Below are 19681 nucleotides of genomic sequence, written 5' to 3' on the forward strand. Positions count from 1 at the left end.
GAGTTCTTTGGAGTTGAGCAAGTGCGCAGTAGGTTGAGCCACGTCGGCCGAAGGCTGGCCGGAGCCGTCGGCACCGTGCTACTGGTGTCGGTCGTGGTCTTCTTCTTGCTTCAGTTGGCACCTGGCAACGCCGCCGACATCGTCGTCGGCGAGGATGCAACGCCGCAGCAGCTTGACATCGCGCGGGCGCAGCTGGGACTGGATCGGCCTCTGATCGTGCAGTATCTGAACTGGCTCGGAGGCGTCGTCCATGGCGACTTCGGCGACTCGCTCTTCACGCGCCGCTCGGTCGCCACGGGCCTCTGGGAGGCCGCGCCGGCTACTCTCTCCATAACGCTGCTCGCCCTGCTTCTCGCTGCCGTATTCGGCGTCGCGGCAGGGGCGGCCGCCGGACTCGGTCGCGAGACGTGGGTGGATCGGGTCGTCTCACTCTTGGCGACCTTGGGCATCGCAATGCCGAGCTTCTGGGTTGGGCTCGTGCTCGTCTCCCTGTTTGCCTTCAAGTTGAAGTGGTTCCCTGCCACCGGCTACGCTCCGATCTCAGACGGTATCGGGCCCTGGCTCAGCCATATCGTGCTGCCCTGCGTGGCCTTGGCGCTCGCGCTGAGCGCCGAGGTCGCACGCCAGGCGCGCGGCGGTGTAGTTGACGTTATGGCGAAGCCGTACATGCTCGCGGCGCGTGCACGCGGTGCGAACGGGGGCTGGCTGGTGCGTCGCCACGTGTTGCGCAATGCGGCGATTCCGGTAGTCACGGTCTTCGGCCTGCAGGCCGCGACCTTGCTCGGCGGTGTCGTGGTCGTCGAGCAGGTGTTCGCCATCCCCGGCCTCGGCTCGGTCGCCATCGCGGCCGTCCTGCGCCACGACTACCCAGTGGTCCAGGCATACGTCCTCATGGTCGCCGTAGTGGTGGTCGTGATCAACCTAATTGTCGACACGTCCTACGGCTGGATCAACCCGAAGGTGCGGCGATGACCGCGATCTCGGCACCGTTGAGGCGGCCAGGCCATTGGATCAGGATGCCCGTGACCCTGCGCAGGATCCTGCATCATCGTGCGGGCAGATTCTGCTTCGTCTTCCTGACTCTGCTCGTGTTGGTGGCGATCTTCGCACCTATGGTGGCGCCTCAGGACCCGTACGCCCAAGATCTGGTCTCCGCGATGCAAGGTCCGTCCTCGAAGCACTGGCTCGGCACCGACTACCTCGGGCGAGACGTGCTGAGCAGGCTCGTCTATGCCACTCGGATCGCAGTGAACGCTCCGATCGTCGCGGTTGGGCTCGCCGTGGTGCTGGGGCTGCCATCCGGTCTGTACGCCGGCTATCGGCGTGGACGAGTCGCCGATCTGATGGGCCGCGTCGCTGATGCACTCTTGAGCATCCCGCCGATCGTCGCAGCGATCGCGATCGTCGCAGCGGTGGGATCCGGGCTGACGACCACAATGCTCGCGATTGGCTTGGTATTTGCGCCGCGCTTGTTTCGGATCGTGCGCGGCGCCACACTGAACGTGGCCGAGGAGGGGTATGTCGACGCGGCGGAATCCATCGGCTCCTCGACCGCCCGTGTCGTCTGGGTGCACTGCTTGCCCAACGTGCTCGCCCCACTGCTGGTGCAAATCAGTTTGATGATGGGCTTCGCCCTGTTAGCGGAGGCGAGCCTGAGCTTTCTCGGCTTGGGCGTACAGCTGCCGCAGGCGAGTTGGGGATCCATGCTCAAGACTGCTGCGGAAAGCCAGTTCCAGGCTCCTTTCGCCGTTTTGCCTACGGGCCTATGCCTGACGGTGACCATCCTTGTGCTGAACACCTTCGGTGACGTGATACGTGACGTGACAGCAGATCGGAAGGAGGCATGACCGTGAAGAGCCCAGCGCTAATACAGACCGACACGGTCCTAGCCGTCGACCAACTACGCCTCGACCTCTCCGGCCCCTCCGAGCAGCTGGAACTTGTCCAGGACGTCAGCTTCGAGGTGAGGGCGGGGGAGACGGTCGCTCTGATCGGCGAGTCCGGGTGCGGGAAGTCACTAACGGCTTTGGCGATCCTCGGTCTCCTGCCCCAGGCGGTGCGCATCGCGGGCGGCTCAGTCGTACTGGCAGGCGAGGACATCACCAGGGCATCGTCGACGCGGCTGTCGGCACTGCGCGGCTCAGTCGTGGGAGCGGTCTTTCAGGACCCGATGTCGAGCCTGGACCCGACCATGACGGTCGGCGACCAGATCGCGGAATCGCGCCGCCTGCACCTAGGCGAGTCGCGCAAAACCGCCGGCGAGCGGGCGGTCGAGTTGCTGGACCTGGTGGGAATCTCAAACCCGCGCGCTCGTGCCGCGTCCTTCCCGTTCCAATTCAGCGGTGGTATGCAGCAGCGGGCGTTGATCGCCGCTGCGGTCGCCTGCGAGCCCCGGCTGCTGATCGCCGACGAACCGACTACGGCTCTCGACGTCACCGTGCAGGCCGAGATCCTGGAACTGCTGGAAGACCTGCTAGGACGCACCAAAATGGCGTTGCTGTTGGTGACCCATGACCTGGGTGTCGTAGCCGGTGTGGCCGACCGTGTCGTCGTCATGTACGCCGGACAGGCCGCCGAGCAAGCGCCCACCGACGAACTGTTCGCATCGCCGGCGCATCCCTACACGCGCGCCCTGCTGTCGTCGGTGCCGCAGGTCGGCCGAACCCGCCAGCCGCTCCCTGTGATCGGGGGCCGGGTGCCTCCTGCGGGCGTCTTCCCGGATGGGTGTCGATTCCAAGACCGCTGCGCCCACGTCGTCCCCGGCGTGTGCACGGTGGGGCCCATCGAAATCCGCCACGTCGCTGTGGAACACGAAAGCCGCTGCGTCCACGCGAGCGCCCAGTTTGGATCGGAGCCTTCACTGTGAACGAGGTTGTGGAAAGTCCGCTGCTCACGGCCGCGGCGCTGACCAAATCTTTCCGGGCCGGGCGCAATTCGCGGGGCACTGCACGCCGTTATGTGCGAGCCGTCGACTCCGTGTCGCTGGAGGTGGGCAAAGGCGAGACGATCGGCATTGTCGGCGAGTCCGGGTCGGGTAAGTCCACGCTCGGCCGACTGCTGACGCGACTGTTGCCGATCGACAGTGGGTCCCTGCTCTTCGAGGGAGCGGACGTGTCCGATCTCAAGCGCGCTCAGCTGCGATCATTCCGCCGCAGCGTGCAGATGATCCACCAAAACCCCTACGGCTCATTGGATCCTACCAAGACCGCCGCACACGCAATGACGGAGCCGTTGCTGGTGCACAACATCGCCAAGAAGTCCGGTCTGGTAGGACGTGCTGAGGAACTCGCCGAGCGGGTCGCGCTCGACCCGCGCCTGGTGCAGCGGCGCCCCGACCAATTGTCCGGCGGCCAGCGGCAGCGGGTCGCGATCGCACGCTCCCTCTCGCTGGGCCCGGCTGTACTGCTGGCGGACGAGCCGACCTCCGCACTCGACCTGAGCACGCGGTCGGAGATTCTCAACTTGCTGCTCAAGCTACAGCTAGAGGAGGGGTTGGCGATTGTGCTGATCTCGCACGACTTCGCCACGGTGAGCCACCTCTCCCATTACATTGCCGTGATGTACCTCGGCCGAATCGTGGAGCAGGGCCCGGCTGATCGGATTGCGTCGTCATGCCTGCACCCCTACACCGAGGCGCTGCTGTCAGCCGTTCCGGTCGCGGACCCGGCTGTGCAGCGCACCCGGCAGCGCATCGTGCTGCGGGGGGAGATCCCGAGCCCGGACGCCATCCCTGAGGGCTGCCGGTTCCGGCTGCGGTGCCCGAAAGCTATGGCCGAGTGCGCCACTGTGGACCCACCTCTGCTGCAGATCGGCGGCGGCCACCAGGTCGCCTGCCTACTGCACACCGGCGTGCAGACGGGAGGCATTCCATAGCGACCCGCATTCAGGAAGCCACGTCGGTAAGTCACGACGCTCGATCGAGCGCTGATCCAGCGCCCACCCTATTCCCCTATTCCACTGATCAGGCGGTCGTCCGGATCGGACGCTGCCCCTTGCGCATAAGACCTCCTCAAATGAAGCACCAAGTGATAGGAAATCCATTGAGACGAGTAATTTTGTGTCTGCTGGTCGCTGCCCTAGTCGGATCCCTCACCGCGTGTGGCAGCGACGACAAGAAAGACGGCACCTCTTCGGTGGCGCCCGGCACCGGCAAGACCGTGCGCTGGGGCACCTCGACCCTCCCGACGACCTTCGACCCGGCCACGGTGGGCTCCGCGACACACATCGTGTACTTCGGTCTGATCTACGACACGCTTATCCACACGGATACCAACGGCGTCCTGACGCCGATGCTGGCGACCGACTGGAAGCTCTCGTCCGACGGAATGTCTCTGGACATGACGCTGCGTGACGGGGTGAAGTTCCAGGACGGATCAACCTTCGACGCCAAGGCCGCGGTGTCAAACTTTGACTACATGAGGAGCGACAAGAGTCTGGTCGCCAACTCGCTCGCAATGGTGAAGTCGGTCGAGGCGACAGGTCCGCTGGCGCTCAAGTTCATGATGAGCCGACCCGGCGGTGACCTGCCAGGCTTGCTGGCAGGCCTGGCCGGGATGATGTCGAGCCCCGCCAGCTTGGCCGCCGGCACCAACGCCACGAAGCCCGTCGGCGCGGGCCCGTTCAAGATCGGCACCATTAGCAACGCCAAGGTGACCTTCACCTACTGGGACGGCTACTGGAACGCCAAGGACATCGTCCCGCGGTCTGTCGAGGTGAGCTTCATCGCCGACGACGCTGCTCGCTTGAATGCGTTGAAGTCCGGCCAGCTCGACATCGCGATCTCGCGTGCAAGCCAGATCCCCGAGGCAGAGGCCGCCGGCCTGGAGCACTTCGAGATCCCCGCGGCCACGGCATACGCCGTCCAGCTCAACGCGACCCAGCCGGGACTGGACAATCCGGATGTGCGCCGAGCCATCTCGATGGCGATTGACCGTGAGGGCATCAACAAGACGCTGGGCAACGGCATCTGCTCGATCACTGCGCAGCCGTACAACGACAAGTACTGGGCCCACGACAAGACCATCGATGAGAAGCCCTACCTCAAGCACGACGTCGCTGCAGCGAAGGCACTTGTGGCTAAGAACGCCCCGGATCTGTCGCTGACGATCCTGGCTCCGAACATCACCGTGTACCAGCATCTGGCCGAGGTGGTGCAGGGTGACCTGTCCAAGATCGGTATCAGTGCCAAGGTGAATGCCATCGACTACGTGGACCTGACTACTCGTTCACTCAAGGGGGACTACCAGATGGTCGTCACGCTCACCACACCAGGTTCCCCAGACCCTGCCTCGTGGGAGTCGAAGTACTTCAAACTCAGCCCGGTGTCGGACGTGTACCTCGACCCAAAGATCCCGGAATACCTCGCGGAGTCTTATCTCAGCGCGGACCCAAAGCTACGCGCGACGGCCATCGGCAAAGCCACGAACGCGGCGCTGGAGGCGGGCACCAACCAGATCACCATCTGTGTGCCGCCGAACACCTGGCTGGGTGCAGCTGGTCTGACGGGGTTCGCGTCCAACGATCCCCGCCACGTGCTGGTGAAGTGATCGAGGTCGACGACTGAGCAGTCGGTAAGTCTTCCCAAGTCTGTGCTAACTGCCATAGACTTGGCCAGATGGCGCGGATAGTGCATTCTGCCAAACACTAAAAACAGGAGTGGGTGTAAGTGGAACAGCTCAACGGCCGCACGGCCTTCATCACGGGTGGGGCGCGCGGTATCGGACTCGGCATAGCTCGAGCCTTGGCCAAAGAGGGCGTGAAGCTCGCTCTTGTCGATCTCGACGCTGCCGCGCTGGACGCGGCCAGAGAGGAACTGTCGGCGCTGGTGCCGACAGAGGTCTTCATTCTCGACGTTCGCGACCGGCAGCGGTTTGCGGAGCTCGCCGATGAGGTGGAGAGCAAACTCGGGCCTGTCTCGCTGGTGTTCAACAACGCCGGCGTCGCCGGCGGTGAGTCGACGTCCAAGATGACCTACGAGACGTGGGACTGGATGATCGACATCAACCTCAACGGCGTCGTCAACGGAGTCCAGACCTTCATGCCGCGCATGATCGAGCGCGGGGACGGCGGCCACATCGTCAACACCTCCTCCGGCGCGGGGCTCGTCGTGATCGGCGCGGGCGTCATGTACAGCGCCACCAAGTTCGCTGTGGTCGGCATGTCCGAAGCCCTTTGGCACGGGCTGAAGAAGTTCAACATCGGGGTCAGCGTTCTCTGTCCCGGCTACGTCGCCACGGGCATCGTCGACAACTCGGTCGCGATCCGCGCCGAGGGCAAAGGCGACCCGATCAACAAGACCGATGAGCGCCGCGAACGTTCCCGGCACCAGCTGTCCGGCGGTGCCTCGCCCGACTTCGTGGGGGACCTCGTGATCGACGCGATCAAGGGCGAACACCTCTACATCTACACCGACCACATGATCGAGCAGCCGTTGCTCGACCGGCACAAGGTCCTGATGAGCGCGTTCGAGCCACTCAACGCCCGCCTGGCCCTGGAGCAGGCGGCACAGACATGAGCGACTTCGAGTTCATCCGCTACGAGGTGCCGGCGCCCAAGGTCGCCCGCATCGTGCTCGCCCGGCCCGAGAAGCGCAACGCCCAGAGCTACCACCTGCTGTACGAGCTCAACGCGGCCTTCGACAAAGCGGCTCAGGACGACGCGATCAGCGTCATCATCCTGGCGGCCGACGGCTCCGACTTCTCGTCAGGTCACGACCTCAAGGACACCCGCCGGATGCAGGCGTTCGTGGACTTCGACACTGTCGGCACCTGGTGCGGCTTCGGCTGCGCCGGCGCCGAAGGCCCGGTGGCCGTCGAGCAGGAAGTCTACCTCGGCCTCTCCGAGCGGTGGCGCAACATCGCCAAGCCGACGATCGCCGAGGTGCAAGGAAAGTGTATCGCCGGCGGCCTGATGCTGGCCTGGCCGATGGACCTCATCGTCGCTGGGGAGAGCGCCATCTTCCGCAACAACACCATCGAGATGGGCGTCTCGGGCACCGAGTTCTTCCACGAGCCGTGGGAGCTGGGCACCCGCAAGGCCAAGGAGTTCATGTTCACGGCCATGGAGCTGTCCGCCGCTGAGGCGGCCCAGCACGGCATGGTCAACCGGGTCGTCCCCGACGCCGAACTCATGGAGTACACCCTGGCGCTGGCGGAGCGGATCGCCCGGATGCAGCTGTTCGCGCTCAAGCTGGCCAAGGGGGCCGTCAACGCCGCACAGGACCGGATGGGCCGTAAAGACTCGCTGGCGATCGGGTTCGCCCACCACCAACTCACCCACGCGCACAACCGTGAACTGTTCGGCTACGGCATCGACCCGTCCTTCATGGACAAGCTCGGCTATGCGCGCGCATCGGTCCAGCCCGGCGACGGGTCCGAGCAGGCAGCAACCGAAGGAGCACAGGCATGACCGAGACCCGGTCCACGCAGTGGGAGACGATCCTCTACGAGGTGCCCGCGCCCAAGGTCGCGCGGATCATCGTCAACCGTCCCGAGAAGCGCAACGCGCAGAGCTACAAGATGCTCTACGAGCTCAACGAGGCGTTCGACAAGGCGGCCCAGGACGACAGCATCAGCGTGATCGTGCTGGCTGCCGCCGGGCGGGACTTCTCGTCGGGCCACGACCTGCGCGACACCGAGCGGCTGCAGGCGTTCGTCGACTTCGACACCGTCGGCACCTGGTGTGGCTTCGGCTGCGAGGGGGCCGAGGGCCGCATGGCCATCGAGGAGGAGGTCTACCTCGGTCTGTCCGAGCGCTGGCGCAACATCGCCAAGCCCACCATCGCCGCGGTGCAGGGCCGCTGCATCGGCGGCGGCATGCAGATCGTCTGGCCCTGCGACCTGATCATCGCGGCTGATGACGCAAGCTTCCGGGTGAACCCTGTGGAGATGGGCGTGGCCTGCGCGGAGTTCTTCCACGAGCCGTTCGAGCTGGGCATCCGCAAGGCCAAGGAGCTGCTCTTCACCGCCGACTTCTTCTCGGCAGAAGAAGCGCGACAGGTGGGCATGGTCAACCGGGTCGTCCCGGCCGGCGAGCTGCAGGACTACACCCTCGCGCTTGCCGAGCGGATCGCCCAGATGCAACTATTCGCGCTCAAGCTCGCCAAGAGTGCCGTCAACGCCGCACAGGATCGCATGGGCCGTAAGGACTCGCTGCAGATCGGCTTCGCCTACCACCAGCTCAGCCACTCCCATAACCAGGAGATCTTCGGCATCCCCGCCGACCCGACCTTCATGAAGGCGTGGGGGCGCGTCCCGGCGGAGAGCAAGCAGTGAGCGCCGCCGGGGTAGGGGTCCTCCCCGCGATACGCACCGAGCTCAAGGGCAAGGTGCTATGGGTCCACCTGCAGCGCCCCGAAGTGCTCAACGCGATCAACGAGGAAATGATCTACGGGCTAGCCGCCGCTCTCGATCGCGCCTCGGAGAAGGACGTGCGCGGCGTCGTGATCCGGGGCACCGGTCGCGCGTTCTGCGCCGGCGCCGACCTCGTACAGGTGCCAGGCGAGCAGGTCGACACCGGCAAGATGGTGACAACCGTGAACCGGGTGGCCGCCGTGGTTGACCGGATCGCCGCGTTCCCCAAGCCAGTCATCGCCGGGATCAACGGGATCACTGCGGCTGGCGGCCTGGAGATCGCCCTGGCCTGCGACCTCGTGGTCGCGGTCGAGGACGCCCGGTTCGCCGACGCGCACAGCAACTACGGCCTGCTACCCGGAGCAGGCGGGTCGGCTCGGCTGCCGCGTGCCGTCGGGACGGCGATGGCCAAGCGACTCATGTTCACCGGCGAGTTCGTCCTCGCCGAGCAGTTGGTTGCCACCGGCTTCGTCACCGCCGTCGTCCCGGCCGAGCGACTCGATGCCCGGCTGGAGGAGTTGAGCAGGTCCCTTGCCGTGCGCAGCCCGCGGGTGTTGGCAGCGATGAAGGAACTGGCGAACAACTCGCTGGACGCGACCCTCGCGGAGGCGCGCGAGGCCGAGTCGGTCGCGCTGCGCGCCTATTTGAAGACCCCTGACGTGCACGTCGGCCTAGCCGCGTTCCGTGAAGGCAAGCGTCCCGAGTTCGAGGACTGAAAGGCAGATCGTGACCAACGTACGAGTCGTTGGAGTGGGCATGACCCACTTCGGCAAGTTCCCCGACCTCTCGCCGAAGGCGATGGTCGCCGAGGTGGTCGACGCCGCCCTCACCGACGCCGGACTGGCGCCGGAGGCGATCGCGGCTGTCTACGTCAGCAACGTGTTCGCCGCCAGCCTCACCGGCCAGGAGTCCGTGCGTGGGCAAGTGTGGCTCGACGACACCGCGCTGGCAGGCGTGCCGGTCTTCAACGTGGAGAACGCTTGCGCAAGCGGCAGCACGGCCATTTCGCTCGGCCGCATCGCGATTGCCGCCGGCGAGGCCGAGAACGTGCTTGTGCTCGGCGTGGAGAAGATGACCCACCCAGAGAAGGGCCGCGCGTTGCGCGCCATGGAAGGTGCGATGGACCAGGAGCGCCTGCCTGAACTGCGCCGCGCCCTCGGCCTCGAAGAAGGCCAGGGGTCGCCGTTCATGCAGGTGTACGCCGAGTACGCCCGCGCCTACTCCGAGCGCAGTGGCGCCACACAGGAGGACTTCGCGCGCGCGGCCTCCAAGAACCATGCGCATGGCGCACTGAACCCGCGAGCCCAGTTCCGCCAGCAGTTCAGCGTCGAGGAGATCCTCGCGGCCCGGCCGGTTGCGGGACCGCTCACGGTTCCGATGTGCGCGCCGATCGGCGATGGCGCGGCCGCGGCGGTACTCACCGGCGCCACCACAGGAGATGGCCTGGCGCGCTCAGTGCGGCTGCTGTCATCGGTGGTGGGCGCGGGTGTGCGCGGCCGTCCGGAACAGGTCGTAGCCGAGACTGCGCGACGCGCATTCGACAAGGCCGGCATCTCGCCTGAGGACATCGACGTTCTCGAGGTGCATGACGCGGCGTCGCCAGCTGAGCTCATCGTGCTCGAGGAGCTGGGGATCGCCTCATCGGACAAGGCGATTGCCATGGTCCGGGCAGGGGAGACCTCGCTCGGCGGGCGGCTTCCCGTCAACCCCAGTGGTGGACTGGTCAGCAAGGGCCACCCGCTCGGGGCGACCGGCCTGGCGCAACTGTTCGAACTGGTGGAGCAGCTGCGCGGCGAGGCAGGGGCACGACAAGTCGAGTGCGCACGGATCGCCGTCGCAGAGAACGCCGGAGGATACCTCGGCCCCGAGCCGGCCGCGGCTGCGGTCACCGTCCTGGCGCGCTGAGCACCAAACCAGCAACAGAAGGAGATCCACGTGGAGCTGTTAGGACGTGTCGCCGTCATCACGGGTGCAGGCTCAGGGCTCGGTCGTGCAGCCGCCATCCGTCTGGCCAAGCAAGGTGCACAGGTGGCGCTACTCGACATGGACGAGTCGCGCCTGACCGCCCTCGCCGACGAACTCGGTGAGGACGCCCTCGCCGTACAGACCAATGTCGCGGACCCCGACTCAGTCGCCGCCGCGATCGAGGCGGTGCTTGGACGGTTCGGTCAGATCGACGTGTGCCTCAACGCAGCAGGCGTCGCCACCCCTGGTGCGATCACGAACGGGCAGGAATCGCTGCCATTGGAGACCTTCCGCAAGGTCATCGAAATCAACCTAATCGGGCTGTTCGATGTGATGCGGCAGTGCGTTACTGCGATGGCGTCGAACGAGCCCGTCGACGGCGAGCGTGGAGTCATCATCAACGTGTCGTCAGGTGCATGGGACCAGGGACAGCGCGGCCAGGCGGCCTACGCCTCGAGCAAGGCGGGCGTAGTCGGACTGACTCTTCCGGTCGCCCGCGATGTCGCGAAGTTCGGCGTGCGTGTCGTTGCCATCGCCCCCGGCCTGTTCGACACGAGCATGGCCAGCTTCCTGCCAGACAAGGTGCGGGCCAGGTTGGAGAAGATGATCCTGCAGCCGTCCCGCCTGGGCCACCCTGAGGAGTTTGCTGCCCTGGTGCTGCACATCGTCGAGAACCAGTACTTCAACGCGACGACGATCAGCCTCGACGCTGGCGTACGGATGAGCTGAACCGGTGACCGAGAACACCAGCGAAAGACCCTGGGACGAGCCAGGCGTCGAGCAAGTCCTAGATGGGGTCTTCCGGATCCCACTCCCGCTGCCCAACGACGGATTGCATGCAGTCAACGTCTACGCGATCTCCGAGGACTCCGGCGTTACCCTGATCGATGCCGGCTGGGTGCTGGAGGAAAGCCTCGCGGCTCTCGAGCGAGGCCTTGCCGAAGTCGGGCACGCGCTGTCCCACGTCGAGCAATTCCTCGTGACGCACGCCCACGGCGACCACTACGCCCAGGCCGCCACGGTGCGGCGAGTGTTCGGCAGCACCGTCAGCATCGGAGCCGGCGAACGCCGATCGATCGAGGTGATGGCCGATCCGGGATTCCAACCGTTCGCCAAAGTCGAGGAGAACCTGAAGAAGGCAGGCGCGGACGAGATCATCGCCGAAACGCTTGCGTGGCGACGTGAAGCGGCTGCCACGGAGCCACTCGGGCCCTGGGAACTACCCGACCGATGGCTGACCGCGGGCACGATCAGCTTGAAGTAGATCAATCGTCGAGACACGTGAAAAGCAGCAAGAACGTGGTCGGAGCGAGGCTTTGACCCAGTAGCGCGGAGGGCATGAAGTGATTGAAGAGCCGGGGATCCTGCGTGGCGAGGAGTTCGTCACCCTGGAAGCGCTCGATCAGCGAGCCAAGCGAGCCGCGAGCGCGCTGAGTTCGATCGGCGTGGGCGCTGGCGATCGCGTGGCGCTGCTGCTGCGCAACGACATCGCCTTCTTCGAAGCAGCGCTGGCCGCGGGGATGGTCGGGGCAGCCCCCGTGCCGCAGAACTGGCACGGTAAGCCAGAGGACGTGCTCGGCATCCTGCTCGACTGCAAAGCCAAGGTACTGGTGGCACACGCCGACCTGCTGCGCCCGGTGATCGTGCTCCTGCCCGAGGGTCTTGAGGTGCGGGTCGTCCCCACGCCGTACGACATCGGCGAGAGCTACAAGATCCCCAAAGAGGCGTGGGACGTCCCGGATGGCATGGTCGAATGGAGCAGCTGGATCGACAGCTTCGAGCCGCGCGCCGAAGCCCCGGTCGCACCGCCTTCGGCCATGCTCTACACCTCGGGCACAACCGGCAAACCCAAGGGCGTGCGCCGCAACGCGATGGCCGGCCCGACGCCGTACCTGGCCGATCTGGCGCGAATCAGCGGATTCGTGCCCGGCGTCCGCGCGGTCATAACCGGGCCGATGTATCACGGCGCTCCGTTGGCGTGGGCGATGGGTTGGGTGCGCAGCAAAGGCTTCATCGTCCTGCAGGACCGGTTCGAGGCCGAGGACCTTCTTCGGCTGATTGACGAACAGCAGATCACGAACTTGATGCTGGTTCCGATCATGTTGAACAGGCTGCTCCAGCTGCCGCTCGAGGTGCGTGAGCGGCACAACGTGTCCTCGCTACGCCATGTCACGATGGGAGCAGCCCCGTGCCCACGCCACGTGAAGCAGGCGATCATCGAATGGTGGGGACCCGTGCTCATGGAGCAGTACGGCAGCCTTGAGATCGGCGTGGTCACCGGCGCGACGAGCGAGGAGTGGCTGGCGCACCCAGGAACCGTGGGCAAGGCGCTGGTCGACGTTCGGATCAAGATCCTTGATTCGATGGGCAACGAGCTGCCGGTCGGGGAGTCCGGCGAGATCTTCACCCGGATCGAAGGCCAGCCAGACTTCGTCTACGAAGGCCGTCCCGACGCGCGAGCAGAGATCGAGCGGAACGGATTCCTCACCGCCGGCGACATCGGCTACCTCGATGAGGACGGCTTCCTCTACCTCAGCGACCGCAAGAAGGACATGGTGATCTCCGGCGGCGTGAACATCTTCCCGCCCGAGATTGAGGAGTGCCTGCTCACCATGCCAGGCGTCCGCGATGCGGCCGTCTTCGGCATCCCGGACGACGAGTACGGCGAGGCACTGGCGGCGGCTGCGGAGCTGGACGGCACTGCCGCGGTGACAGCACAGGACGTGCGAGCCTTCGTACGCGCCCGGTTGGCCGGTTACAAGGTGCCCAAGGTCGTCGAGTTCCTCGACGAGATCCCCCGACTGGACTCCGGGAAGATCCTCAAGCGTCAGCTGCGTGAGCCCTACTGGGCCGCCGCTGGGCGCACCATCTGAACGATTCGGGAAGAGAGAACCCACCAGTGTCTGAGTACAGCACCGTCATCTACGAGGTCGACGACCCGATCGCCACTATCACGCTGGACCGGCCGGAGCGCCTGAACGCGTGGACAATGACGATGGCAGGCGAGGTCATCGTCGAGTGCAGGTAGGCGCAACCGGCGTTGGCGCGATCGATCGGCTCATGCCCCGGGCTCGATCACGGCCTCGGGCGATGAGGGCTTGCGCGAAGTCTTCGACCGGCTGACAGATTAGCTGCGCGGTCCGACCGCGGGGGCGCTCTTCATGCTGCTCACCGAGGCGATGTCAGCGGACGGGCCATTGCACGACCGCTACGTGGAGTTCTTCCGCGACCGACGCAAGGCCGCGTGCTATATCTCTCAGCGTCGCCGCTGGCGCACCACACCGGTCGAAGGCGGATCGGGAAGCCCTCGACCAGCTCGCCACCGTCGTCAACGGTGCTCTGTTCGGGACCGGTGTTCAGTATCGGCTGGACCCGACCCCGGACCTCGACGCCTGCGCGGAGACGCTCGTAAAGCTGGCCGAGGGCGCACTGGTCTCCAAGCCGGAGGCGAAGAGCAGGCGCAAGCCCGCTCCTCGCCGATCTGCAGCGGTCTCGGTAGGCGGCATTCAGCCAGCCGCGGAACCTCCGACGACGGCTTCAGTGTCGGCGCCGAGGAGTGGTGCCCAATCGCGTGCGGGAGGCGGGTTCGCGCCGGTGGGCCCGGCCAATCGCGGGAGGCGCAAAGATCCGGCCGCCGGGTGCTCGACTGCAGTGAAGAAGTCGGTGGCGATGAGCTGGGGATCGTCGACCAGGTCGCTCAGCCCGTTGACGGAGCCGATCGGGATCTTGTGAGGGCCGAGCAGGTCGATCCACTCCTGGCTCGTGCGCTCGAGCAGCGTCTCGGCGAGAAGACGATAGAGCTCGTCGATGTGCTCGGTACGCTCGCGGATCGTCCGGTAGCGCGGTGACTTCGCCAACTCGGGTCGGCCGATGAGATCGAAGAACACTCGCCAATGGCGGTCCGTGTAGAGCATGACGGCGACCGATCCGTCCTTGGTGGCGTAGGGGCGGCGATGACTCGACGCGGTCCTTCGGTAGCCGGGCGGCCCCGTCGGAGGGTCGAAGACGAGGCCACCTTGCTGCTCGACGAGATTGAAGGCAGCCATCGTCTCGAACATCGGGATCTCGAGCGCCATCCCGCGCCCGGTCAGGTCCCGCTGCCGCAGCGCCGCGAGCAGGGCGGCGAGACCATGGAGCGCCACGACCTTGTCCACGAGCGTGCTGCGGACGTACGTCGGTTCGCCGTGGCCGCCCTGCAGTGCAGCCACGCCGCTACGCGCCTGGATGATGTCGTCGTAGGCGGGCTCCTCGGCCGCCGGGCCGCCGCGCCCGAACCCTCGCAGCGCGACCGCAATGCACTGCGGATGCCGTACGACGATGCTCGCGGCGTCGAGGCCGAGCGCGGTCGCCGCATCGGGTCGCAGCGTGTGGACCACGATGTCGCACGTGGACAGCAGCTCCTCCAGCCCTCTCGCGCCGTCCGGCATCTTGAGGTCCAGGACGACGCTCCGCTTTCCCCGGTTGGCGTTGAGGAAGAACGGCCCCATTCCGGTGCGCTGCAGGTCACCGATATAGCGAGCCGGGTCACCGGCCGGTGGCTCGACCTTCACGACGTCGGCACCCCACTGAGCCAGCAGCATCGTGCAGTACGGACCCATCAGCGTGGATCCGAGCTCGACGACGCGAAGGCCGGTCAGAGCGCCGGTCTGCACGAGCTCCTCAGGACCAAGTCGACTCGATGTGGGAGCCGGCTCTGTCATCGGGTGGACTCCGCAGTTTCGGAGGACGCGGTCTCAGACACCCGCCTGCGAAGCCTGAACCGACGCCAGAAGCCACCCACGTTCCGCTCGCCCAGTGCGGCGAAAGTGACAGCAAGCAGCAGCGCCGCCCCGTTGAAGGCGCTGGTGATCCAGGCCTGTCCGCCACCCGCAAGCTGAAGACCCTTGACGCCCGTAGCGAGGAGGAAGATGGCGAGCACGGTGCCGGCAATGCTGAATCGTCCCGGCTTGATCTGGGTGGTGCCGAGCATGGCGCCGGCGATCACGGGCAGCAGGTAGGCGGCCCCGACATCTGGAGTTGCAGAGTTGATCTTAGCGGCGATCAGGACACCCGCGATCGACGACGTTACGGCGATAGCGAGCAGTGCGAAGACAGTCATGCGGGCAGTGTTCACGCCTGCGAGGCGAGCGGCCTCGGGGCCGAGGCCCGTGGCCTGCAGTCGGCGGCCGAGCGGCGAGTGTTCCAGCACATACCACCCGATGAGCGCGATCACGGCGAGCATCACGGCGAGGATCGGGATGCCCAGCGGCTTCGGGATCGCGATGTTGGTGAAGCCCTTCGGGAACCCTGTCAGATAGGTACCGTTGGTCAGCCACGAGGTCACTGCTGCCAACAGCGAGCTGGTGCCGAGTGTGACCACGATGCTGTTGATGCCGATCTTGACGACGAAGAAGGCATTCACCAGCCCGACCACGACACCCGAGAAGATGGCGACCGCGATCGCTGCCGGGATGGGCCAGCCGTGGTTGATGATCAGGACGCCGCAGATGATGCCGCTCAAACTGATGTTGCTAGCGAAGGACAGATCGAAGACTCCTGCGGCGAGACCGATGACGACACCAATGGTAATGATGCCGGTGATCGCCTGGTCGCCGAGAATGCTCTGCAGCGTGATACGGGTGAGGAACGTTTCGGGGACCCACAACGCGTAGACGACGATGAAGCCGATGAGGACGTAGACGCCGCTGAAGCGAGCGAAGTGCCGGCCGCCGGCGCTGCTCTGGCGACGCTGGGGGGACTCCGCGTCGTCTGTGGTGACCTCGGCGGGAGCAGTGGTCATATTGAAGCTCATGCTGGGGTTCCTTCGGTCAGGCTGGCGGAGACGATGGCATCGGTGGTCAGGGTTGGCCCTGACAAGCGGGCGGTGATGCGGCCATCTCGCATGACGAGGACCGTGGCGCAGATCTCGGCAAGCTCCTCGGCGTCACTGGACGTGATCAGCAGCGCCGCTCCCCCGCGGGCAGCCTGGCCGAGTGCGTTGTAGATCGCCTGCTTGCCGCCGACGTCGACGCCTTGTGTCGGCTCGTCGAGAAGCAGTACGCGCGATCCGCGCCGCAACCAACGCGCCAGCACGGTCTTCTGCTGGTTACCGCCGCTAAGGGTGGAGAACTGTCGCTCGGGTGCCGCGGGCGAGACTTCGAGGCGCTTAAGCCACGTCCGGACGTCGCGCTGTTCGGCCCGGAGACTTATCCACCGAAGTGAAGGGGAGGGGAGGTCTGGCAAAGTGACGTTCTCTGTCAGGGTCATGTAGGGCGTGGCGCTGTGCAGCCGTCGGTCCGCCGGCAGATACCCGACGCCTGCGGAGATCGACGCGGGAGGCTGGCCCAGCGTGACCGGTGTGCCGGCGATAGTGATCTGTCCTGCGAACGGCAATTGCTGGCCGAAGAGCAGCCGGTTGAGCTCGTCACGACCTGAGCCGTCCAGGCCCGCGACACCGAGGATCTCACCGGCGTGCAGATCCAAGTCGAGGTCACGCACCCCTCGACCCGACACACCTCGCGCCGTCAGCAGCACAGCGCCCGCGCTCGTCGGGGGCGCCGGGTACAGCTCATCGAGCGGCCGGCCGGCGATATGGGTGACCAGCTCACGCTGCGTCGTCTGGTTGACCGCGCTGCTGAAGACATGGCGGCCGTCACGGAGCACCGAAACCGTGTCGGCGATCTGGAAGACTTCGTCCAGGCGGTGCGTGACGTAGAGAACCGGCGTGCCGGTGGCTTGCACCCGCCGCACCACCTCGAAGAGCACGTCGACTTCGTGGGCCGGCAGCGTCGCGGTCGGCTCATCGAGGACGAGCAGTCCAGCCGCCGATGAGGTGCCGCGCAGCGTACGGGCGATCGCGAGGATCGTCTTCTGCGCCGGGGACAGCTCACGGACGGGGCGGCGAACGTCGACGCCATCCATCAGCATCTGGACCAGTTCGCGGGCAGCGGCTGCCTCACGACGTCCGCTCAGCCACCACTTGCCGGCGTATTCGCTGCCCAGTGCAAGGTTGTCAATGACGTTCAGATCCGGGATGAGTCCGAGGTCTTGGTGGACGAATCGCAGACCGGCGCGGTGCGCCGCTGTTGCTGAACCGAGTGTGAGTGGTTCGCCGTTGAGGTATGCCGTACTGCCTGGGTCGGGGGAGTGGTAGCCGGCCAGGATCTTGATCAGGGTGGACTTGCCGGAGCCGTTGGCTCCGAGCAAGGCGTGGACCGTCCCCGGCAGGATGTCGAGGTCGACCCCGGCCAGCGCGCGCTGGCCGGGGAACGACTTCGACATGCCCCGCAGGCTCAGGCCGACGGAGGACTGCGACATCAGCTGATCAGCCAGGCCTTGTAGTACTGGTTCTGGTAGTCCGGAATGCTGAACACTTTGCCGTTGGCGGGGGCATTGTCCTTGGTAACGAGGTGCAGGATGCCCAGCGGCTGCGACTCAGCGACCTTGCCGTCCTGCCAGTAGTGCGCGAGCAGGTCGAGCGACATGTACTGCGGGATGCCGCTGGCGCCTACGGTCGCGGCCGCCTGACCGCCGCTTCCGATCGCGGTGATGCTGAGGCTGCCAGAACGTCCTGTGAGCAGCTTGACCTTGTCGGTCAGGCCGGCCGCGGCCAGCGCCTGCGGGACACCAGCGGTCGCATCGCCGACCGGGAACACGATGTAGGTCACGTCCGGGTGACTCTGCACATAGCTGACAACCTGCGACGGCACAGCCTTGCCGATGTCGGCGGCTGAGAAGGTCTGGGTCTCGGAGGAGCAGTCCGGGCAGACCTTCTTGAGTTCGCCGGTGAAACCCTCCTGCGGTGCCTTCAGGTCCGGGTACGACGGCTCGTTGAAGTACGCGGCCTTGCCCTTGCCGTCGGAGTCCGAGATCACCCAGTCGGCGAGGATCTTGCCCTCGAGACGGTTCTGCTCGTCCGACCCGAGCTTGGCGATCACGGCGCCACCAGGGATGTTGGGGCCGTTGAGCTCGATGACCGGAATTTTCTTCGACTTGAGGGTGTCGAGCTGGTCGGCGATGGCCGAGTCCGGAAGGAGGGAGTTCGCGATCACGGCGTCACCCGGATTCTGTGCGATCGAAGTCCAGGTCGAAGTGATGACGTCAGGGGTGTTGCCGCCATTGACGATCTTGACGGTCCACCCCAGCTTGGCCGCGCCCTCCTTGAGCGTGTCGGCCCAGTCGTTGCAGGCTGCGAGTGCGCAGGACACGTAGGTGATCTTCTTGCCTGAGGCCGGCTTGGCCGTCAGTGGCGTCAGGTCGAGGGACGGGTTGTCGTCGAGGTACGGCTTGAGCGCGGCGAGCGCCGTGGCGGCGGGGCCGGACGAGCCCGTGCTCGGCGCTGTGGAGGACCCGGTCGCCCCGTCGCTGGCACCGTCGGAGTTGCCGCACGCGGACAGCATGCCGAGGCCGAACACGGCGACCACGACTGCTGGTTTGAAGAGTCTCATTTTCTCCGTTGGCTCCCGTCTATCGCGCACGCACTCAGCGCGCGCGGTGTAAATGATTGCGGCAGAATGTGCCTGACATCATAGGCATTGTCAACTAGCAAACCTAACCTATGCTGGCTGACATATAATTGGCTGCGTGTTACACTCTGATTGTGACTGACTTCACCCTTGATATCGACCTCCGTTCTGACCATGTGGCGACGATCGCGTTCGGCCGCGGTGCCAACAACTTCTTCGATGTGCGGCTGATCTCTGCGATCGCTGATGCGCTTGATGGGCTTGCTGCAGATGGCAGTGCCCGTGCGGTCGTGCTGACCGGGATGGGTCAGCACTTCTGTGCAGGTGCTGACCTGGCCAGGGGGCCGGGCGACGTCGAAGACACAGTCGGCGGGTCCGAAGGCCCGCATCTGTACGACGCAGCGGTGCGCCTTTTCGAGCAGCCGCTGCCTTTGGTGGCGGCTGTTCAAGGTGCAGCCATCGGCGGCGGGCTCGGGCTAGCGCTGGCCTGCGACTTCCGGATCGCCTCACCGGATGCGCGCTTCTCCGCACCCTTTGCGCGGCTCGGGGTCCACAACGGCTTCGGCACGTCGGTGACGTTGCCGCTGGCCGTCGGGCATCAGAAGGCCATCGAGCTGCTCTATACCGGCCGTCGCGTCAAGGCTACAGAAGCGGCAGCGATCGGATTGGTCGACATCCTTGCCAATGAGGGAACTTCGCTTGCCGGCGCGCATGCGCTTGCCCGCGAGATCGCCGCCTCCGCCCCGCTGGCGGTCCAGTCGATGCGGGTCACGATGCGGGGCCACCTTGCCAATGCCGTCCGGGCTGCGACCGAGCGCGAAAAGACCGAGCAGGCCATCCACTTCGCAACCGGCGACGCGGCTGAAGGGATCCGCGCAGACCGCGAGCGCCGGGCCCCAGTCTTCCTCGGCCGTTAAGCTA

Annotated in this window: 19 protein-coding genes; 15 read left to right on the forward strand and 4 right to left on the reverse strand. The window is 65.8% G+C overall.

Annotated features, from left to right (window positions below):
* The first annotated feature begins 21 nt into the window (after window positions 1-21).
* The 14 genes from CLV47_RS17555 (at window position 22) to CLV47_RS22620 (ending at window position 13344) form a co-directional block, all read left to right on the forward strand.
* Entirely contained in the window at window positions 22-972 is a 951-nt protein-coding gene (locus tag CLV47_RS17555) for an ABC transporter permease (RefSeq protein ID WP_202862669.1), read from the forward strand.
* A gap of 50 nt (window positions 973-1022) precedes the next feature.
* Window positions 1023-1847, forward strand: a complete 825-nt coding sequence (locus tag CLV47_RS17560; protein WP_170111137.1) for an ABC transporter permease — start codon at window positions 1023-1025, stop codon at window positions 1845-1847.
* Window positions 1844-2866 carry an ABC transporter ATP-binding protein gene (locus tag CLV47_RS17565; protein WP_106350422.1) on the forward strand — a complete coding sequence of 341 codons (1023 nt, stop codon included), beginning with the start codon at window positions 1844-1846 and terminating at the stop codon, window positions 2864-2866. The genes CLV47_RS17560 and CLV47_RS17565 overlap by 4 nt, the downstream gene beginning before the upstream one ends.
* Window positions 2863-3873, forward strand: coding sequence for an oligopeptide/dipeptide ABC transporter ATP-binding protein (locus tag CLV47_RS17570; protein WP_106350423.1), 1011 nt, complete (start codon window positions 2863-2865; stop codon window positions 3871-3873). The genes CLV47_RS17565 and CLV47_RS17570 overlap by 4 nt, the downstream gene beginning before the upstream one ends.
* A 167-nt stretch (window positions 3874-4040) precedes the next feature.
* The gene (locus tag CLV47_RS17575; protein ID WP_170111138.1) at window positions 4041-5546 is read left to right on the forward strand and encodes an ABC transporter substrate-binding protein; all 1506 of its coding nucleotides are present in this window, start codon (window positions 4041-4043) and stop codon (window positions 5544-5546) included.
* Between the two features lie 119 nt (window positions 5547-5665).
* A complete protein-coding gene (locus tag CLV47_RS17580; protein ID WP_106350425.1) occupies window positions 5666-6514 on the forward strand; it encodes an SDR family oxidoreductase in 849 nt (282 codons plus the stop codon).
* Window positions 6511-7407 (forward strand): enoyl-CoA hydratase, encoded by an 897-nt coding sequence (locus tag CLV47_RS17585; RefSeq protein ID WP_106350426.1) that lies wholly within the window; start codon window positions 6511-6513, stop codon window positions 7405-7407. The genes CLV47_RS17580 and CLV47_RS17585 overlap by 4 nt, the downstream gene beginning before the upstream one ends.
* Window positions 7404-8273 carry an enoyl-CoA hydratase gene (locus CLV47_RS17590; RefSeq protein WP_106350427.1) on the forward strand — a complete coding sequence of 290 codons (870 nt, stop codon included), beginning with the start codon at window positions 7404-7406 and terminating at the stop codon, window positions 8271-8273. Before CLV47_RS17585 ends, CLV47_RS17590 begins: the two co-directional genes overlap by 4 nt.
* A complete protein-coding gene (locus CLV47_RS17595; RefSeq protein ID WP_170111139.1) occupies window positions 8270-9067 on the forward strand; it encodes an enoyl-CoA hydratase/isomerase family protein in 798 nt (265 codons plus the stop codon). The genes CLV47_RS17590 and CLV47_RS17595 overlap by 4 nt, the downstream gene beginning before the upstream one ends.
* Window positions 9068-9077: 10 nt before the next feature.
* The gene (locus CLV47_RS17600) at window positions 9078-10256 is read left to right on the forward strand and encodes a thiolase family protein (protein ID WP_106350429.1); all 1179 of its coding nucleotides are present in this window, start codon (window positions 9078-9080) and stop codon (window positions 10254-10256) included.
* A 30-nt stretch (window positions 10257-10286) separates the two neighbouring features.
* Window positions 10287-11045 (forward strand): SDR family NAD(P)-dependent oxidoreductase, encoded by a 759-nt coding sequence (locus CLV47_RS17605; RefSeq protein WP_106350430.1) that lies wholly within the window; start codon window positions 10287-10289, stop codon window positions 11043-11045.
* 4 nt (window positions 11046-11049) lie between these two features.
* Window positions 11050-11580: an MBL fold metallo-hydrolase gene (locus CLV47_RS17610; RefSeq protein ID WP_106350431.1), complete on the forward strand. Its 531-nt coding sequence runs from the start codon at window positions 11050-11052 to the stop codon at window positions 11578-11580.
* A gap of 79 nt (window positions 11581-11659) precedes the next feature.
* Window positions 11660-13189 (forward strand): AMP-binding protein, encoded by a 1530-nt coding sequence (locus tag CLV47_RS17615; protein WP_202862670.1) that lies wholly within the window; start codon window positions 11660-11662, stop codon window positions 13187-13189.
* A gap of 26 nt (window positions 13190-13215) precedes the next feature.
* The gene (locus CLV47_RS22620; protein ID WP_272946811.1) at window positions 13216-13344 is read left to right on the forward strand and encodes a hypothetical protein; all 129 of its coding nucleotides are present in this window, start codon (window positions 13216-13218) and stop codon (window positions 13342-13344) included.
* A gap of 478 nt (window positions 13345-13822) precedes the next feature.
* On the opposite strand, the gene CLV47_RS17620 is transcribed toward CLV47_RS22620, so the two are convergent.
* Genes CLV47_RS17620 through CLV47_RS17635 form a run of 4 tightly spaced genes read right to left on the reverse strand, consistent with a single transcriptional unit; the run spans window position 13823 to window position 18742 of the window.
* Window positions 13823-15016 carry a CaiB/BaiF CoA transferase family protein gene (locus CLV47_RS17620; RefSeq protein ID WP_106350432.1) on the reverse strand — a complete coding sequence of 398 codons (1194 nt, stop codon included), beginning with the start codon at window positions 15014-15016 and terminating at the stop codon, window positions 13823-13825.
* Complete coding sequence (locus CLV47_RS17625) at window positions 15013-16107, reverse strand: ABC transporter permease (RefSeq protein ID WP_106350433.1); 1095 nt, start codon at window positions 16105-16107, stop codon at window positions 15013-15015. The genes CLV47_RS17620 and CLV47_RS17625 overlap by 4 nt, the downstream gene beginning before the upstream one ends.
* A complete protein-coding gene (locus CLV47_RS17630; protein ID WP_106350434.1) occupies window positions 16104-17612 on the reverse strand; it encodes a sugar ABC transporter ATP-binding protein in 1509 nt (502 codons plus the stop codon). Before CLV47_RS17630 ends, CLV47_RS17625 begins: the two co-directional genes overlap by 4 nt.
* Window positions 17612-18742 carry a sugar ABC transporter substrate-binding protein gene (locus CLV47_RS17635; RefSeq protein ID WP_106350435.1) on the reverse strand — a complete coding sequence of 377 codons (1131 nt, stop codon included), beginning with the start codon at window positions 18740-18742 and terminating at the stop codon, window positions 17612-17614. The genes CLV47_RS17630 and CLV47_RS17635 overlap by 1 nt, the downstream gene beginning before the upstream one ends.
* 152 nt (window positions 18743-18894) lie before the next feature.
* On the opposite strand from CLV47_RS17635, the gene CLV47_RS17640 reads away from it, so the two are divergent.
* Complete coding sequence (locus CLV47_RS17640) at window positions 18895-19677, forward strand: enoyl-CoA hydratase/isomerase family protein (RefSeq protein WP_202862671.1); 783 nt, start codon at window positions 18895-18897, stop codon at window positions 19675-19677.
* The last annotated feature ends 4 nt before the right edge of the window (window positions 19678-19681 follow it).

It is taken from the genome of Antricoccus suffuscus (assembly GCF_003003235.1).
Classification (GTDB): domain Bacteria; phylum Actinomycetota; class Actinomycetes; order Mycobacteriales; family Antricoccaceae; genus Antricoccus; species Antricoccus suffuscus.

Bases quoted from the DNA above. Each gene is read 5' to 3' on its own strand.
- CLV47_RS17565 (WP_106350422.1), top strand. From the start codon at position 1,844: ATGACCGTGAAGAGCCCAGCGCTAATACAGACCGACACGGTCCTAGCC.
- CLV47_RS17585 (WP_106350426.1), top strand. From the start codon at position 6,511: ATGAGCGACTTCGAGTTCATCCGCTACGAGGTGCCGGCGCCCAAGGTC.
- CLV47_RS17590 (WP_106350427.1), top strand. From the start codon at position 7,404: ATGACCGAGACCCGGTCCACGCAGTGGGAGACGATCCTCTACGAGGTG.
- CLV47_RS17620 (WP_106350432.1), bottom strand. From the start codon at position 15,016: ATGACAGAGCCGGCTCCCACATCGAGTCGACTTGGTCCTGAGGAGCTC.
- CLV47_RS17625 (WP_106350433.1), bottom strand. From the start codon at position 16,107: ATGAGCTTCAATATGACCACTGCTCCCGCCGAGGTCACCACAGACGAC.
- CLV47_RS17630 (WP_106350434.1), bottom strand. From the start codon at position 17,612: ATGTCGCAGTCCTCCGTCGGCCTGAGCCTGCGGGGCATGTCGAAGTCG.
- CLV47_RS17635 (WP_106350435.1), bottom strand. From the start codon at position 18,742: ATGAGACTCTTCAAACCAGCAGTCGTGGTCGCCGTGTTCGGCCTCGGC.